Genomic DNA, 17,442 nt, shown 5'->3' on the forward strand with positions numbered 1-17,442 from the left:
AAGGTAAACGGGCAGCATTCTACCTGCGATAACGACAAATTGACAGGCTGCTTTTGTCCCCTGCCAGACGAGGTTAGCTACGGAGCTGAAGTGGCGAAACGCGAAAAACACATTAGTATGTTGTAACTAAAAAGGGCGTTTTTTTAGACCTTAACGTCGGTTATTGTCCGTCAAGGCCGCGAATGGGTTTAATGGTTGACCACGAGCGGCAGGACGGGCAGTGCCAGTAGAGCGTATGCGCCGTGAACCCACATTTCTGACAGCGATAACGCGGTTTACTGCGCACCTGTTCACCCACCATATTGCGCAGCACGCCTAGGCTCTCTTTCGCGCGCCCCTCTTCGGCTTCATTGAGGTGATAATCCATTAACTTATGGAACACCCGCATGGTCGGATGACGTTCCAGCTGGCGGGTCACATAGTTTTGTGCAGATTCGATACCTTCCCGCTGCTCAAGGATTTGCGCCAGCATCAACTCTGCGGTGGCGCCGGTGTTTTCATCAGCACAACGGCGTAAGAACTGCTCCCACTCATCAAGTTTACCCAACTGCTGGTAGCAGGTCTGCAGCATGTCGAGGGTTTCCCCCACCAGCTCTTTATCCTGATTGATGACCCGCTCGAGGCTTTCTACCGCTTTCGCGTAGTCGCCCTTCTCCATCCACACCCGGCCCATCATGATCGATACCCGAGCGCTGTTGCGATCCGCCGCTGCGCCTTTTTTCAGCAGCGTCATGGCTTTATCCATATCGCTGTTCGCCATCTGCTGCAGCGCCAGCTCACACCAGAAGTTGGCGATATCGCCCCGGTGTTTTTCTTTGCCCAGCTTGACCAGCCGCTCGGCGACATCAATAGCCGACTGCCAGTCGCTGGTGGCCTGATAGATTTGCAGCAATTGCTGTAGCGCGCTGAGGCGAAAATCAGTCTCGTCCACCAGCTGCTTAAACATATCTTCCGCACGGTCGTAGAGGCCGGCGGCCATGTAATCGCGGCCCAGTTGCTGAACGGCCAGCAGCCGCTGATCGTAGGTCAGCGAGGCGCTTTCCATCAGGCTCTGGTGAATACGAATTGCCCGGTCTACCTCGCCGCGGGAGCGGAACAGGTTACCCAGCGTCAAGTGGGCCTCAACGGTGCCGGTGTCCTCTTTCAGCATGTCGAGAAACAGATCCACGGCTTTATCCTGCTGATTGCTCAACAGGAAGTTCACCCCGGTCACGTAATCACGTGACAGGCGGCTCGCATCGTCCTGTTTGGACTGTTGTGCACTTCTGCGCCCCATATACCATCCATAAGCAGCGGCTACGGGCAAAAGCAGAAACAACAACTCCAGCATAAATGATTATTCCTTCAGCGCAGGAACAGCTGCGTCAGCCGGCGTGGTGCTGGCAGGAGCAATCTGATGTTCGAGACGCTTAATTTTACGTTCAGCGCGAACCAGAGAAACGCGTACCCGCAGCCAGAAAAGGCCGCAAATCAGCCAGCCAATCGCAAAACCTGCGGCAAAAAGGACCGCCAGCAACGTTGAAATACGGAATTCACCCTGCGCAAGCAGATAGTTGAAGGTGACCTGTTGGTCATTTTGCGCGCCCAGCGTCACCGAGATGACGAAGATGGCGAGTACCAGTAAGAAAATAAGTAAATATTTCACACTACTTCCCGTTTTGTGGGTTGAGCGAAAAAATCCCGCATTCAGCCCTATAAAGTATCATTTTCGCTGCAGTGGTGAAATGGAAAAGCATGACACCCTGTCAGGATATGTGTCCGGCTGGTGCGAAAATCAACGCTATTCCTGTTTTATCGCCCGTTTCTTAATATCCTGCGCCTCTTCGCCTGGTGGCGTGAGCGGGCCACACAGACGCTGCGTGAGCCAGGTCGCCAGCGTCACCAACAACCACGAAATAAGCGTTGCAACAATCAGGTCCTGCGGCCAGTGCATACCCAGCGCCAGGCGGCTGCCCATCACGGCCGTCGCCCACGTCAGCAGAGCGGCCATGGTGAACCAACGCCGGCGCGGCCACAGCAGCCCCACGCCGAGCAGCGCCCAGCTGGCGGCAAACATAGTGTGACCGGAAGGGAACGCAAAGCCGGTTTCTTTTTGCCAGTGCTTACGCAAAAATTTAGGAATATCCTGCTGCTGCGCCAGCTGTTCATGCACCAGTTTAGCGCGTTCTTTGCGTTTTAACGCGTAGAATTGATCGACGGGCACCTGCTGGCTCTTTTCTAACCAGACCACATACGGACGCGGCTCCTGCGCCTGCTCTTTAATCCAGGATTTAATGCCCTGCCCCAGCAATATTGCCGCCGCCAGTATCATAAACAGCACGACGGCCGCGCGCAGGCGAAAACGCAAACACCACAGGAACCAGGCGCATAACAGCGTGTGGGTGATAATCCCCCACGGCTGGGTCACGCTCTCGGTCACCCAGTACAGCAGCTTGAGCTCAGCACCATGCAGACCGGGCTGCCACTTCCAGCCAGATATCCAGACCACAGCGGGCATAACAATGAGCAGCGCCGCCGCAACGGCAGTTCGTCTGGCTATCGACAGCATCTTATCTCCTTATTTCATCTCCCGACTATCATAACGGAAAGTGGTTCGTTTGTGCGCTTTACGCGCAGGCAGCCGTGCGTAATTAGGAGAACCTCACGGCATTGTGGCAAAATAGCGGCAAACAGAAAGCACATTCAGGTGCTGACAGAATCTGGAGAATCACATGCAGCTTAAACGTGTGGCAGAAGCCAAACTGCCAACCCCCTGGGGCGATTTCCTGATGGTGGGATTTGAAGAACTGGCAACCGGGCAGGACCATGTCGCGCTGGTGTTCGGCGACATTTCGGGCCAGCAGCCCGTCCTGGCTCGCGTACACTCTGAGTGCTTAACGGGCGATGCCCTTTTTAGTCTGCGTTGTGATTGCGGTTTTCAGCTGGAAGCGGCTCTGTCGCATATTGCCGAAGAAGGACGCGGCATTCTGCTGTACCATCGTCAGGAAGGCCGTAATATTGGTCTGCTGAACAAGATCCGCGCCTATGCCTTACAGGATCAGGGCTACGACACGGTTGAAGCCAACCATCAGTTGGGTTTTGCCGCCGATGAGCGCGACTTTACGCTGTGCGCCGATATGTTCAAACTTCTGCATGTTGACCAGGTTCGTCTGCTGACCAACAACCCGAAGAAGGTCGAAATTCTGACCGAGGCCGGTATCAATATCGTCGAGCGCGTGCCGCTGATTGTGGGCCGTAACCCGAAGAATGCCCATTATCTGGATACCAAAGCCGCGAAGATGGGGCACCTGCTGAATAAGTAAGGCGTCGGAAAGATTGAGGGCCAGCGATTGCTGGCCCTTTTTTTATATCATTTACAACATATTGCGGATTACGTAATGCAGAATGCCATCGTTCTGATAGTAGGTGAGCTCTGTCGCGGTATCGATGCGGCAGCGGCAGTCAATCACCTCCTGCCTGCCGTCCGCGCGCGTTAAGACCACCCCAACCGTCGCGCCAGGCTGTAGCGCCTGAAGATTGCCGATGTCGAGCCGCTCTTCGCCACTCAGTCCCAGCGTTTTACGCGTGACGCCCTGCGGGAACTCCAGCGGTAGGATCCCCATCCCAATCAGGTTAGAACGATGAATACGCTCGAAGGATTCGGCAATCACCACCCGCACGCCCAACAGACGCGGCCCTTTGGCTGCCCAGTCGCGGCTGGAGCCGGAGCCGTACTCTTTCCCGGCCACAACTGCCAGCGGGACGCCTTCACGTTTATACTGCATAGCAGCGTCATAGATAGCGATCGGCTCGCTGCCCGGCAGGTGGCGGGTCATTCCCCCCTCAACGCCCGGCACCATTTCGTTGCGAATACGAATGTTGGCAAAGGTACCGCGCATCATCACTTCGTGGTTACCGCGACGGGAACCGTAGGAGTTGAAGTCCGCACGCGCCACGCCGTGCTCTTGTAGATAGCGTCCAGCCGGGCTGTCGGCTTTGATACTCCCCGCGGGGGAGATATGGTCGGTGGTGACCGAGTCCCCGAGCATCGCCAGAATACGCGCCCCGTGAATATCCTCCACTGGCTTCGGCTGTACCCCCATGTCATCAAAAAACGGCGACAGGCGAATGTAGGTGGAGTCGTCCTGCCAGTCATAGGTGTCGGAGCGCTCAACCTCAATCGCTTTCCACTCCGCCGTGCCTTCAAACACCTCAGCATACTCTTTATGGAACATCTCGGTAGAGACCTGCTCCACCGCGCGTGCAATCTCATGACCGCTCGGCCAGATATCTTTCAGATAGACCGGCTGCCCCTCTTTGCTGGTGCCCAGCGGGTCGCTCGTCAGGTTGATATTCATATTCCCGGCCAGCGCGTAGGCCACCACCAGCGGCGGCGACGCCAGCCAGTTGGTTTTCACCAGCGGATGAATGCGCCCTTCAAAGTTACGGTTGCCCGACAGTACCGCACCGACGGTTAAATCACCTTTTTTGATGGCCTCTTCGATCGGTTCTGGCAGCGGCCCGGAGTTACCGATGCAGGTGGTACAGCCATAGCCCACGAGATTAAAACCCAGCGCATCGAGATATGGCGTCAGTCCGGCATGCGCCAGGTAATCAGATACCACTTTGGAACCCGGCGCCAGCGATGCCTTGACCCACGGCTGTGGCTTAAGACCCCGTTCCACCGCTTTTTTCGCCAGCAGACCGGCTGCCATCAGAACGCTGGGGTTGGAGGTGTTGGTGCACGAAGTAATGGCGGCAATCGCCACCGCGCCGTCAGGCAACGCGTAATGGTGTCCGTTCAGCGTATAGTCCACTGGCTGACGGGCGTTCTGTGTCCGATTGACTTCCAGCTCGCTGCTGGCGGCGAATGCCTTGGGTACATCGCCCAGCGCCACCCGATCCTGCGGCCGCTTCGGCCCTGCGAGGCTGGCTTCCACCGAAGCCATATCCAGCGCCAGCGTGCTGGTAAACACCGGTTCATCCCCGGTCTGGCGCCACATACCTTGTGCTTTGGCATAGGCTTCAACCAGCGCCACCTGCTCGTCGCTACGGCCACTCAGGCGCATATAGCTCAGGGTAACAGCGTCAATCGGGAAGAAGCCGCAGGTCGCTCCATATTCAGGCGCCATATTGGCGATGGTAGCCCGGTCAGCCAGAGGCAGTGAATCCAGACCATCGCCATAGAATTCGACAAATTTACCGACCACGCCATGCTGGCGCAGCATCTGGGTTACCGTCAGCACCAGGTCAGTGGCGGTGATCCCTTCACGCAGTTTACCGCTGAGCTTAAAGCCTACTACATCCGGGATCAGCATCGAGACCGGCTGCCCCAACATCGCGGCCTCCGCTTCAATACCGCCGACGCCCCAGCCAAGTACCCCCAGCCCGTTGATCATCGTGGTATGAGAGTCGGTCCCCACCAGGGTATCAGGCCAGGCGACCCACTCGCCGTTTTGTTCTTCACTCCAGACCGCTTTACCGAGGTATTCGAGGTTAACCTGGTGGCAAATACCGGTCCCCGGCGGCACGACGCTGAAGCGGCTGAAGGCCTGCTGACCCCAGCGCAGGAACACATAACGTTCATGATTGCGTTCCATTTCAAGGCTGACGTTTTCTTCGAACGCCGACTGATGGCCAAAGCGGTCTACCGTCACCGAGTGGTCAATCACCAGATCGACGGGCGACAACGGGTTAACCTTCGCCGTATCTCCTCCCAGCCGTTTTACCGCTTCACGCATGGCGGCTAAATCGACCACTGCCGGGACGCCGGTAAAATCTTGCATCAACACGCGCGCCGGGCGATAGGCAATTTCCCGGTCAGCATGCGCGTGTTCAAGCCAGCCCGCGAGGGCCTGAATATCTTCGGCGGTCACGGAATCACCGTCCTGCCAGCGCAGAAGGTTTTCCAGTAGTACTTTGAGCGATTTGGGTAAACGGGTCAGATCGCCCAGTTGTTTAGCGGCCAGCGGTAGGCTGTAGTAATGGTAGGTTTTATTTTTGACCTGTAGCGTATCCTTACTGGCTGCTCGTAGGGTTGACGACATAGCTCCTCCTTTATTGCAGGGATGGCATGCCCTGAATCTCCTCAGGGTTAATAATAAAGATAACACATCCCAGCCATAACACTTTGATAACAACCCAAATTGCTAAAATCGGTAAAAGCGCTAAAAACAAAAAACCTGAATAAAGACAGGGTATATTGTCGAATGAAATTGATAGAAGAGAATATGTCGGAGGGAATCGTATTAGTACATGAGTACACAAAGAACTAATCGCCAGGTGTCTGACGATTAGTTCAACAGAAGGGATGATTGTTTAAAACATTTGCTCGCGAAATATATCCTCCTTGTCGCCGCGGGTTATTAGCTAATAATAATTTCTCACGATTTCGCTGTCATAAAAATGAAACATACCGCCTTCCAGAAAATGCACGCTCAGCTGATGATCCAAACGTTACAGACGATGAGCGCGATGATACTCCAGAACATCGCTAACCCAATGAGTACGGCACTCCAGGCCCGACTCCTCAACACAGGATCAATCTCCGTTTTGTCACTTTCCTGTGACATCGCCAACTTCATATAATCGATATCACTAATCATTTTATCACCACCAATCGCTAAAATTATCAGGTACACTTAAAGCTTAATTAGTGATAATAAATTAATCCAGAAAATTCTCACTTCGCTTGTTGTTATTGATTAATATTTTGACCCCACCGGGTATATTTGCATTCGTGTTACCAGGAATAATGATTTTTGTGATTTGAACGAGGTTTACAATTGTAATTTGGGGCCATTATAGGATTTGGCATCCCACCCGGGGATGCCAAATATGCAGTGCTATCACTTTTCAGGCAGTTTAATATCTTTAAACATCGCCTCAATGTCTTCATTCGAACGTAAAGCCACCGCGGTATCAACCACATCACGCGTCAAATGCGGCGCAAAACGTTGAATAAAATCATACATATAGCTGCGCAGGAAGGTGCTGCGGCGGAAACCTATCTTGGTGGTGCTGTGGCTGAAGATGCCGTTGGCATCCAGCTTAACAAGATCCGGGTCGGAGACCGGATCGACCGCCATGCTGGCAATCACCCCAACGCCAAGGCCAAGACGCACATAGGTTTTGATGACATCAGCGTCGGTGGCGGTAAAGACGATGCGCGGCGTCAGCCCGGCACGGTTAAATGCGGTATCCAGTTCGGAGCGGCCGGTAAAGCCAAAGGTGTAGGTGACCAGCGGATATTGCGCCAGCTCTTCAATCGTCACCGAGCCCCGGGATGCCAGCGGGTGCTCCGGCGTCACCACAATCGAACGGTTCCAGTGATAACACGGCAGCATCACCAGATCATCGTACAGATGCAGCGCCTCGGTAGCGATGGCGAAATCGGCATTGCCTTTTGAGACCGCTTCGGCAATCTGCGTTGGCGATCCCTGGTGCATATGCAGGGAGACGCGAGGATAACGTTCAATAAAGCCCTTAATCACGCCAGGGAGCGCATAGCGGGCCTGAGTGTGTGTGGTCGCAACGTACAATGAACCTTTGTCTGGCCAGGTATGCTCTCCGGCCACCGATTTAATCGCATCAACCTTGGACAGCACTTCACGTGCAATACGGATGATCTCCTGGCCAGCAGGAGTGACCTGAGTTAAGTGTTTGCCGCTACGGGCAAAAATCTGAATGCCAAGTTCATCTTCCAGCATCCGAACCTGCTTACTAATGCCGGGCTGCGAGGTATACAGGCCTTCGGCAGTAGAAGAGACGTTCAGATTATGGTTAACCACCTCAACGATGTAGCGGAGCTGCTGTAATTTCATGGCTGATATCCGTTAACGCGTAAAATGAGCCAGCTTGATACATGAACGTTTCAATCGCTTGTGGTCTGTTGCGCGCCCCGACGATCCCTGCGGATTGCAAAGATGTCGCCACCAGGCATGCTGAAACGGTGATGTATAAGACGATTTAATAATAAAAAAGAGATTAACTATAACCACTATATCATTTATACCTTCAGTGTATAGACACTAACAAAAAATAATAAGCCGGTTATAAGGCGGAGTTCAGGCGGAAGAATAAAAGCCATTTTAGCTGGAAAATCAGTAAGAAAAAGGGCCGCTATGCGGCCCTTTCAAGAGAGTAATACGCTTACTTTTTCGCTTCAGTCCATTTGCCGTCAATATAGAAGGCCGACCAACCGGTCGCTTTGCCATCTTTCTCTGAGGCCACGTACTGCTGCTTGGTCTTACGGCTAAAACGCACCAGCGTTTTATTGCCTTCAGGATCCTGCTGCGGTGCATCGGCGAGGTAACGCAGCTTCTCAGCCAGACGATCGCGGAAGCGATACAGTTCTTCAACTAATGGCGCACGTGTTTCACGCGATTTCGGGAAGGTGTTAGCCGCGAGGAAGACCCCTGCCGCACCATCACGCAGAACAAAATAGGCATCCGATTTTTCGCAAGGCAGTTCCGGTAATGGGACCGGATCTTCCTTCGGTGGAGCCACTTCGCCATTACGCAGAATTTTACGCGTATTCTTACACTCGTCGTTGGTGCAGGCCATGTACTTGCCAAAACGTCCCATTTTCAGGTGCATTTCAGAACCACATTTTTCGCACTCCACAACCGGGCCATCATAGCCCTTGATGCGGAATTCGCCCTCTTCAATCTCGTAGCCGTCGCAGGTCGGGTTGTTACCACAAACGTGCAGCTTACGCTTAGGATCGATCAGGTAGCTGTCCATCGCCGTGCCGCATTTCTGGCAACGACGTTTGGCACGCAGCGCATTGGTTTCGGCGTCATCGCCTTCCAGCACGTTGAGCACTTCGTTTTCCGGCACCAGGTTAATGGTGGTTTTGCAGCGTTCTTTCGGCGGCAGCGCGTAGCCAGAGCAGCCAAGGAACACACCGGTGCTGGCGGTACGAATACCCATTTTGCGGCCACAGGTCGGACAGTCGATGCTGGTCAGCACCATCGGGTTCGGCTGCATGCCGCCCTCTTCCGGATCTTTCTCAGCCGTTTCCAGCTGAGTGGTGAAGTCGCCAAAGAAATGATCCAACACCTGACGCCACTCGGCCTGGTGGTTAGCCACCTGGTCAAGACGGTCTTCCATTTGTGCGGTGAAATCGTAGTTCATCAGATCGCGGAAGTTCTCTTCGAGGCGATCGGTGACAATCTCACCCATCTTTTCAGCATAGAAGCGACGGTTTTCCACCCGCACGTAACCACGATCCTGAATGGTCGAAATGATCGACGCATAGGTAGACGGACGGCCGATACCGCGTTTCTCCAGCTCTTTCACCAGCGAGGCTTCACTAAAGCGTGCAGGCGGCTTGGTAAAGTGCTGCGCAGGCATCAGCTCAACCAGCGTCAGGCTCTCGCCCTGGTTCACTACCGGTAAGGTGCGATCTTCATCGCCTTTACGCAATGCCGGCATCACTTTAGTCCAACCGTCAAAGCGCAGCGTACGGCCACGCGCTTTCAGTTTGAAGTCACCGGCTTTCACGGTCAGCGTGGTGGAGTCGTACTGCGCCGGCGTCATCTGACAGGCGACAAACTGGCGCCAGATCAGCTGATACAGTTTCAGTGCATCCGCTTCCATCCCTTTCAGGTCTTCAGCCATCACGCTCACGTCAGAAGGACGAATCGCTTCGTGCGCTTCCTGTGAGTTTTCTTTGCTGGTGTACTGGTTGGCGTTTTCCGGCAGATACTTTTTACCAAAGTTATCGTCGATATATCCGCGAACCATGCTGAGCGCGTCCTGGCTCAGGTTGGTGGAGTCGGTACGCATGTAGGTGATGTAGCCCGCCTCATAGAGACGCTGCGCCATCATCATGGTTTTCTTAACCCCAAACCCCAGGCGCGTACTGGCGGCCTGCTGCAACGTCGAGGTGATAAACGGCGCACCCGGCTTGCTGCTGGTCGGTTTATCTTCACGCTCAAGGACGCTGTAGCTGGCTTTTTCCAGCAACGCAACGGCGGCCATGGTCTCGTCACGGTTTACCGGACGGAATGGCTTGTCGTGCTTGTGGGTGACTTCCAGCGGTAAGGCATCGCCCCCCGGCGTAGTCGTACTGGCGTCGATTTCCCAGAATTCTTCCGGGACGAAGGCTTTAATTTCGCGTTCGCGTTCAACCACCAGACGCACAGCAACGGACTGGACGCGGCCGGCAGACAGGCCACGCGCAATTTTTTTCCACAGCAGCGGAGAAACCATATAGCCCACAACGCGGTCCATAAAGCGACGCGCCTGCTGGGCGTTAACACGATCGATATTTAGCTCGCCTGGCTTATCAAATGCCTGACGGATCGCGTTTTTAGTGATTTCATTGAACACCACGCGGCTATAGCGTTTTTCATCTCCACCGATAACTTCCCGCAGGTGCCATGCAATGGCTTCCCCTTCGCGGTCAAGGTCAGTTGCGAGATAGATATGGTCGGCTTTTTCAGCCAACTGTTTGAGTTCTGAAACTACCTTTTCTTTACCCGGAAGTACTTCGTACTGTGCATCCCAGTCATGCCATGGGTCAACGCCCATACGATTGACCAGAGCGCTACGTTCATCCTTTTTAGGCTTTTTAGCCCCTTTGGTGGAGGTAGAGTCGGCGCTCTTTTTGGAGGCTGAGCCACTGGTCGGCAAATCGCGGATATGACCAACGCTGGATTTCACCACGTAGTCATTACCCAGATACTTATTGATCGTTTTGGCTTTTGCCGGGGACTCAACGATAACGAGAGCTTTACCCATATTCACCTTTACCTAATTTGATTCATCCAGGAATAGATCGCACATGTTGATTCACCATCCATGGGTGGCGTACGTCAAATGTTGCGACGCCGTCGATGGATATCAACCCTTTGCACGTCTGGTTTCACATCCATAAAACCAGATAGCTGAGTTTACTGACGTTTGCCCGTCAGGTGACATAGCACGAAGAATTTTTGGCCGAATGTCAAGCAAATCTGTTGCCAGATCGCCGAAAGCGTCACACTGTACCTGATAAAATTCGTTACGCAACTTTATTAGCATGCAAACGCAAATCCTGCCAGTAAAGTCATGTTTCTTAGACCCTTGCCATTATCCCTGTATTCTAAATGGAAAATTTGCCCCCGCTCGCCACGCGGCGTAAACTATCGCAAGAAGAAACACAGGAGTCCGTTATGCAAGATACAACCCAACCTATCGATCGCCAGACACTACTTGAAGTAGCGAATAAACTCATTCGTGAACATGAAGACACGCTCGCCGGAATCGAAGCGACCGACGTTGTTCAACGTAATGGCGTACTGGTTTTCAGCGGCGAGTTTTATCTTGATGAGCAAGGTCTGCCAACGCCTAAGAGCACCGCAGTATTTAATATGTTCAAATATCTCGCGCATACCCTGTCAGACAAATACTACCTGGCAGATTAAGCTTTGTAGTATATCCAAAGCCTATAATGTCAACGCGAGGCATTTGCCTCGCGTTGTTCTTTGATAAGCCGGTTACATCAACGGTTTTTGTCCCCGCTGCCACCAGCGTAGCAGCAACCGGTCGGCGCTTTCCGCAGCGCTACCGGTAAAACGGTCGAGCATTTTTTTACGCTGCTGGTAACGCACGCCAATCACTTCATGATTGTCAATCAGGCCCAGAAGCAGCTCGTCGCTGGTTTTCACCGCGTCAACCAGCCCCTTCTCCAGCGCCTGCACGCCATACCAGTGTTCACCGGTTGCCACTTGTTCAATATCCAGCGTTGGCCGCATTTCATGGACAAAATCTTTGAACAGCTGATGGGTCTCGTTCAGGTCTTCGCGGAATTTGCGCCGGCCTTCGTCGGTGTTCTCCCCCAGCAACGTTAAGGTCCGTTTGTACTGCCCGGCGGTATGCAGTTCAATATCGATCTCTTTGCTCTTCAGGAAACGGTGGAGGTTAGGGATCTGTGCCACAACACCGATCGAGCCAAGGATGGCAAAAGGAGCAGCAACAATTTTGTTCGCCACACAGGCCATCATATAGCCACCGCTGGCCGCGACTTTATCGACCGTTACGGTGAGCGGAATTTGTTTGTCACGCAAACGCTGCAGCTGCGAGGCAGCCAGGCCATAACCGTGGACGACACCGCCGGGGCTTTCCAGACGCAGAATAACCTGGTCGCGAGGTTTTATCGCCGCCAGCACTGCAGTGATCTCTTCGCGCAGGCTACCGACTTCGTGTGCATCCATACTGCCTTTAAAATCCAGCACCCAGGCACGCGGTTTGCTGTCTGGCTCCGTGGACCCAAGCTTCGCCCGCGCTTTGGCCCCTTTTGCCTCCTGCTTGAGCTTTTTCTTTTGCGCTTTATGCCAGAGCTTTTGCTGCGGTCCATCCAGCAGCGCTACCGCCAGCTCTTCCCGCATATCCTTGTATTGCTCGCTAAGATTTGTCACCCGCAGCTCGCCGCGCTGTTTCTTGCGTACAGCCTGGTTAACGATAATTGCGGCAATAGCCGCAATCGCGACAACCACTGTCACGATTTTGGCCAAAAACAGGCCATATTGAGCAAGTAATTCCACGTTTTCACCTTGTGTAAACCACTGACGTTGAAGCACAGTGTACATCAGCCGCATTCAGGAAGTCTCTGAGCTTTGTGTGCGGTACGACGCCCCTTCCTCTTTTTTTCGCCGACGATGAAAACGTTGCAAGATATTCATTTCGATACGTGTTTCCCCCTTCGCCGATTGCAATAGCCGCCTGTTTCAGGCATAAAACGCAAAAGTGAGATACCGAATACACCGTGCGATCGTCTGTAGATTGCTCAAGGAGTCGCCGTGCACTATCAGCCGCAGAGTCATTTATTAAAAGATCGCATCATTCTGGTTACCGGCGCCAGCGATGGGATCGGTCGTGAAGCCGCGCTGACCTACGCGCGCTACAACGCCAGCGTTATCCTCGTCGGGCGTAACGAAGAGAAGCTGAAAAGCGTCTCTCACGAGATTCAACAGGCCGGTGGGATCCCCGCGCCGTGGTTTACGCTGGATCTGCTCACCTGTACCCCTCAGGCATGTCAGCAACTGGCGCAACAGATAAGCGTCCACTACCCGCGTCTCGATGGCGTACTGCATAACGCAGGCCTGCTGGGCGACGTATGTCCGATGGACCAGCAAAAACCGGAAATCTGGCAGCAGGTGATGCAGGTCAACGTCAACGGCACCTTTATGCTGACTCAGGCCCTGCTTCCTTTATTACTGAAGTCCGAATCGGGATCATTGGTCTTCACCTCCTCCAGCGTTGGCCGTCAGGGACGCGCCAACTGGGGCGCTTATGCAGCCTCCAAGTTTGCGACAGAAGGGATGATGCAGGTGCTGGCCGAGGAGTATCAGAGCCGTCACCTACGGGTAAACTGTATCAATCCAGGTGGCACGCGCACCAAAATGCGCGCCAATGCCTTCCCGACGGAAGATCCGCAAAAGCTGAAAACTCCCGCCGATATCATGCCGGTCTATTTATGGCTAATGGGCGATGACAGCCGTCGTAAGACGGGAATGACCTTCGATGCCCAGCCCGGGCGTAAACCAGGAATTGCACAATGAGTGATGAACGCTACCGTGAACGCCAGCAGCGGGTAAAAGATAAAGTCGACGCCCGGGTGGCGGCAGCACAGGAAGAACGCGGTATTGTTATCGTGTTCACCGGTAATGGCAAAGGGAAAACCACCGCCGGTTTTGGCACCGTCACCCGGGCCATCGGGCATGGCAAAAAAGCCGGCGTCATCCAGTTTATTAAGGGTACCTGGCCTAATGGCGAGCGAAACCTGCTGGAGCCCCACGGTGTCGAATTTCAGGTGATGGCGACCGGTTTTACCTGGAATACTCAGGATCGTGAAAGCGACACCGCCGCCTGCCTCGCCGTCTGGGAGCACGCGCGACGGATGCTGGCTGACCCGACGCTGGACATGGTTCTGCTTGATGAACTGACCTACATGGTGGCCTACGATTATCTGCCGCTAGAAGAGGTGCTGTCTGCCCTGCGCAGCCGCCCAGCCCAGCAAACGGTGATTATCACCGGGCGCGGCTGTCATCGTGAAATCATCGAGCTGGCCGATACCGTCAGCGAACTGCGGCCGGTAAAGCACGCCTTCGATGCCGGTATCAAAGCGCAGATGGGAATTGATTACTAAGCGCCAGACGCTCAAGCAGCACCTGATTAAGCGGTAAACACAGGCAGTCCTCACCCAATGCCAGTGCGCTTTCCATCCTGTTTTGCCTTGAGACAAAACGCTTGCGGTATTCCGTCGGCGTCAGGCCACAGTATTTATTAAAGGCGGCAATCAGGTATTTGTGTTCCTGAAAGCCGCAGCTGTGGCTGATGTCGGTGATTGGCGTACGGGTATCACGCAGCAGCGTTCTGGCCTTATTCAGCCGAACCAGCGTGAGATACTCCTTAAAATTATGCCGGCTGACCTTCTTGAACAGCCGCGAAAACCACGAATAGCTCATACCGCTATGGTTTGCCACCTCGCTCAGCGTCAGCGGCTGATCGAAGTGCTGGTTAATAAAATCGATGCCTTTTTTGATCATCGCCTCTTCACGCAATGAGCTTTCCACGTGCGGGGCCGGCTCTCCCGCCTGTACCAGCGCATCGAGCAGCAGGTAAGTCATCGCAATACGTTGGAACGGGGTCTGGTTATCAATCAGCTGTGCTAACAGTTCGCTGAGCCGCCGGTACACCTGCTGGTCCGCAACGGTTTTACTACGCCCCTGGGTACACCAATGGAGTTCCGGCGCGGTGTGCAGTTCATCAAACAGGCCGGGAGAGAACTGGACGGTCACCAACGAACTGCCCTGCTCTTCGGCACACAGTGAATGTACCGCCTCGGCATTGATATACACCATGTCTCCCTGTACCAATTCCACGTTCTGCTGGCCAACGACGATCGAAAACCGCCCGCTCAGAACGGTGATTAACTCTGGCGCCGGGTGCCAGTGGGGTTCGCAATAGCGCACTTCGGCGGCAAAGACATTTAGCTTATCGGCATCAAAAGCAATCAGCTCATAGCCGCTGTTTACCATATGCCGCCCGGCCTCTGTCGCCGGGCGTGGATGAGTAACGGAAAATGGAAACACGCATCATCTCCTGTGACGGGACGATTATTCACGCCCGGCAAGTACATCATTGAGCTCGTCGCGGTCGATATCCAGTGCTAAAAACTCGGTCAACGCGATCAGTAACCCACAGAACAGATCGGGAGCCAGTTGGATCAACCGTTCGCGGATTTGCGCCGACGGCAGTTGGCTTTTACGGGCAATCAGGGCCACAACCCGTTCGAGCGCTTCCGGCTGCTGAATCAACTGCTGCAGCGAGTTATCGTCACGTAGCGGGACGTAGCGCGGCGGGCAATCTACCTCGACCTCAGCCTGCAGCGCCAGATCGCGGGACGAACTCCCCACCCAAATCTGCCAGCATCCCGGCGTAATAACCCAGTCGGCCAGCCCTGGATGATAACAGGCCAGCTCCGCAATGGGCAGTTGCAGGCTTACGTGGCGGGTTTCGCCTGCGGCCAGCGACACTTTGCTAAACGCTTTAAGCGCCCGGACTTCGCGGATAAGCTCTCCGGCCGGCGCGCTGACGTACAGTTGAACGACTTCTTTCCCTGCGTAATCGCCAGCATTAGTGAGTGTGAATGAGACGGTCAGCGTCTCGTCGGCGCCCACGCGCGGCGCGGAAAGCTGGAGATCACGATAGACAAAACGGGTATAGCTCAGGCCAAAACCGAACGGGAATTGCGGCGCCAGGCGGCGTTTATCATAGTAACGGTAGCCGACAAACAGCCCTTCGCCATAATGATGACGCAGGTTTTCCCCCGGATAGTGAAGCCAGGCTGGAGTCTCTTCAAGGGTATTCGGTACCGTCACGGTCAATTTGCCGCACGGGTTGCGCTTACCGAACAGAATCTCCGCTACCGCCCGCCCCATGCCCTGCCCGGCAAAGAAGGTCTCCAGAAGGGCTTTACAATCCGTAAGCCAGGGCATCACCACCGCATCGCTGTTGGCCAGTACGACCACCACATTAGGCTGAACGGCTGCAACTTCCCGAATCAGTTGCTCATGTACCGCCAGAATATTCAGATCATGACGATCGCCATTCTCCCCATCTTCACCAACGGCGGTGCTGACAAAGATAATGGCCACGTCCGCCGCCTGAGCTACGTCCCGGGCTTCAGCCAGCGCCTGCGGATCGCTGCGCAGATCGTCCGGCGCGCCAACGGCCCAGGAGACACTGAAATCATCCCCAGCAAGGTCAAAAATTTCGTCGAGCGGGCGATCCAGCAGCCAGGGAACCGTGGTCGCACAGCCAGAACCTTGAATCACCGGCTCCTGCGCTGGCTTACCAAGCACCGCAATCCGTGGCGTATGATCCGCCCGCAGCGGCAGCAGGTTATCCTCGTTTTTCAGCAGCACGATAGATTCAGCCGCCAACTGCTGCGCCAGCACGTGGTGCCCCGGGAAATCAGCCTGAGTCTGCGGGCGACGGTGGCGCTGAACTTTATCCAGCAGCGCCAGCATCCGCTGACAGGCGCGATCGACCACCGCCATCGGCACCTCGCCGGCGTTAATTGCTGCCAGCAGCGTCTGCTTGTCGCGACGGGTTTCCGGCATGGCCAGATCGTTTCCCGCCAGCAACGAAGCCGGACGGTCCTTGATGCCATACCAGTCGGACATCACCAGCCCGTCGTAGCCCCACTCCTCACGCAGAACCTGAGTGAGTAAAAAGGGGTCCTGCGAGGTCTGAACACCATTAAGCCGGTTGTAGGATGACATCACGGTCCACGGCTGAGATTTAGCGATCGCCCGCTGGAAACCGGCAAGATAGATTTCACGCAGCGCCCGCTCATCGATGATCGAGTCCATCTCCGTGCGGCGGTATTCTGAATTATTCGCCGCAAAATGTTTCAGACTGGCGCCTACCCCCTCCTGCTGCAACCCGTTAATTAACGCGGCGGCAATGTCCCCGCTGACCACCGGGTCCTCGGCGTAATATTCATAACCCCGTCCGGCCAGCGGCGTACGACGGATATTGATCCCAGGCCCCAACAGAATGCCAACCCCCATCTGCTGACATTCGCGCCCCAGCGCCTGACCCATCTGGAATACCAACTCCACATCCCAGCTACAGGCGAGGCTGGAACCGTTGGGAAAGCAGGTTGCCGGCAGCGAGGCGCTGAACAGGGCTTCACTGCCACCTTTCGCCACCGGCTCTTCCACCGCAGCCCGGTCGGCCGTCTGGGTGATAACCGAGATGAAGTCGTCCATGCTCCACTTTTCGTGGCCATCGATTTGCGCACTGCTGTAGCGCACTCCGTAGGTGCCATCGGTCATCACGATATCGCTGATCCCATGTTGCGCTAGCGAGGCCGTTCGCCACAGACCGTTTCCGGTCAACAACGCCACTTTCTCTTCTGCGCTCATCGCGGCAATTAAAGTATTAAATTCAGTATTCATCTCT

General features: G+C 54.7%; 14 protein-coding genes. 4 read left to right on the plus strand and 10 right to left on the minus strand.

The features are described from left to right. Nucleotides 1-160 precede the first annotated feature (160 nt). From lapB to pgpB, 3 genes are all read right to left on the minus strand, one after another. Nucleotides 161-1,330: a lipopolysaccharide assembly protein LapB gene (gene lapB / locus ACMYSP_RS01725; RefSeq protein WP_434585208.1), complete on the minus strand. Its 1,170-nt coding sequence runs from the start codon at nucleotides 1,328-1,330 to the stop codon at nucleotides 161-163. Nucleotides 1,331-1,336: 6 nt separating this feature from the next. After that, on the minus strand, nucleotides 1,337-1,645 hold the full coding sequence (locus ACMYSP_RS01730) for a LapA family protein (RefSeq protein WP_434585209.1): 309 nt from the start codon (nucleotides 1,643-1,645) through the stop codon (nucleotides 1,337-1,339). A gap of 135 nt (nucleotides 1,646-1,780) precedes the next feature. Beyond that, entirely contained in the window at nucleotides 1,781-2,548 is a 768-nt protein-coding gene (gene pgpB, locus ACMYSP_RS01735) for a phosphatidylglycerophosphatase B (RefSeq protein ID WP_434585210.1), read from the minus strand. A 163-nt stretch (nucleotides 2,549-2,711) separates the two neighbouring features. Between pgpB and ribA the strand changes: the two genes are divergently transcribed. Then, the gene (gene ribA, locus ACMYSP_RS01740) at nucleotides 2,712-3,302 is read left to right on the plus strand and encodes a GTP cyclohydrolase II (protein ID WP_123754042.1); all 591 of its coding nucleotides are present in this window, start codon (nucleotides 2,712-2,714) and stop codon (nucleotides 3,300-3,302) included. A 51-nt stretch (nucleotides 3,303-3,353) separates the two neighbouring features. On the opposite strand, the gene acnA is transcribed toward ribA, so the two are convergent. The 4 genes from acnA to topA all read right to left on the minus strand — a co-directional run bounded on the left by acnA (nucleotide 3,354) and on the right by topA (nucleotide 10,728). Further along, nucleotides 3,354-6,026, minus strand: a complete 2,673-nt coding sequence (acnA, locus tag ACMYSP_RS01745; protein ID WP_434585212.1) for an aconitate hydratase AcnA — start codon at nucleotides 6,024-6,026, stop codon at nucleotides 3,354-3,356. A gap of 390 nt (nucleotides 6,027-6,416) precedes the next feature. Further along, nucleotides 6,417-6,584, minus strand: a complete 168-nt coding sequence (locus ACMYSP_RS01750; protein WP_434585214.1) for a YmiA family putative membrane protein — start codon at nucleotides 6,582-6,584, stop codon at nucleotides 6,417-6,419. 243 nt (nucleotides 6,585-6,827) lie between these two features. Continuing rightward, nucleotides 6,828-7,802: an HTH-type transcriptional regulator CysB gene (gene cysB, locus ACMYSP_RS01755; RefSeq protein WP_004861036.1), complete on the minus strand. Its 975-nt coding sequence runs from the start codon at nucleotides 7,800-7,802 to the stop codon at nucleotides 6,828-6,830. A gap of 328 nt (nucleotides 7,803-8,130) precedes the next feature. Then, nucleotides 8,131-10,728: a type I DNA topoisomerase gene (gene topA / locus ACMYSP_RS01760; RefSeq protein ID WP_434585215.1), complete on the minus strand. Its 2,598-nt coding sequence runs from the start codon at nucleotides 10,726-10,728 to the stop codon at nucleotides 8,131-8,133. Between the two features lie 413 nt (nucleotides 10,729-11,141). Between topA and ACMYSP_RS01765 the strand changes: the two genes are divergently transcribed. After that, complete coding sequence (locus tag ACMYSP_RS01765; protein WP_434585216.1) at nucleotides 11,142-11,393, plus strand: YciN family protein; 252 nt, start codon at nucleotides 11,142-11,144, stop codon at nucleotides 11,391-11,393. A gap of 72 nt (nucleotides 11,394-11,465) precedes the next feature. Here the strand turns inward: ACMYSP_RS01765 and sohB are convergent, their stop codons facing one another. Further along, nucleotides 11,466-12,512 carry a protease SohB gene (gene sohB, locus ACMYSP_RS01770; protein WP_434585217.1) on the minus strand — a complete coding sequence of 349 codons (1,047 nt, stop codon included), beginning with the start codon at nucleotides 12,510-12,512 and terminating at the stop codon, nucleotides 11,466-11,468. Between the two features lie 255 nt (nucleotides 12,513-12,767). On the opposite strand from sohB, the gene ACMYSP_RS01775 reads away from it, so the two are divergent. Together ACMYSP_RS01775 and cobO are read left to right on the plus strand one after the other, a co-directional pair. Then, nucleotides 12,768-13,529, plus strand: coding sequence for a YciK family oxidoreductase (locus ACMYSP_RS01775; RefSeq protein WP_434585219.1), 762 nt, complete (start codon nucleotides 12,768-12,770; stop codon nucleotides 13,527-13,529). Then, on the plus strand, nucleotides 13,526-14,116 hold the full coding sequence (gene cobO, locus ACMYSP_RS01780) for a cob(I)yrinic acid a,c-diamide adenosyltransferase (protein ID WP_434585221.1): 591 nt from the start codon (nucleotides 13,526-13,528) through the stop codon (nucleotides 14,114-14,116). The genes ACMYSP_RS01775 and cobO overlap by 4 nt, the downstream gene beginning before the upstream one ends. Here the strand turns inward: cobO and ACMYSP_RS01785 are convergent. Both ACMYSP_RS01785 and ACMYSP_RS01790 read right to left on the minus strand, forming a co-directional pair. Beyond that, nucleotides 14,088-15,062: an AraC family transcriptional regulator gene (locus ACMYSP_RS01785; protein ID WP_434585223.1), complete on the minus strand. Its 975-nt coding sequence runs from the start codon at nucleotides 15,060-15,062 to the stop codon at nucleotides 14,088-14,090. The two genes, cobO and ACMYSP_RS01785, sit on opposite strands and share 29 nt — an antisense overlap. A 24-nt stretch (nucleotides 15,063-15,086) precedes the next feature. After that, a complete protein-coding gene (locus ACMYSP_RS01790; protein WP_434585225.1) occupies nucleotides 15,087-17,438 on the minus strand; it encodes a beta-glucosidase in 2,352 nt (783 codons plus the stop codon). Nucleotides 17,439-17,442 lie beyond the last annotated feature (4 nt).

It is taken from the genome of Klebsiella sp. R390, from assembly GCF_051131745.1.
Classification (GTDB): domain Bacteria; phylum Pseudomonadota; class Gammaproteobacteria; order Enterobacterales; family Enterobacteriaceae; genus Klebsiella.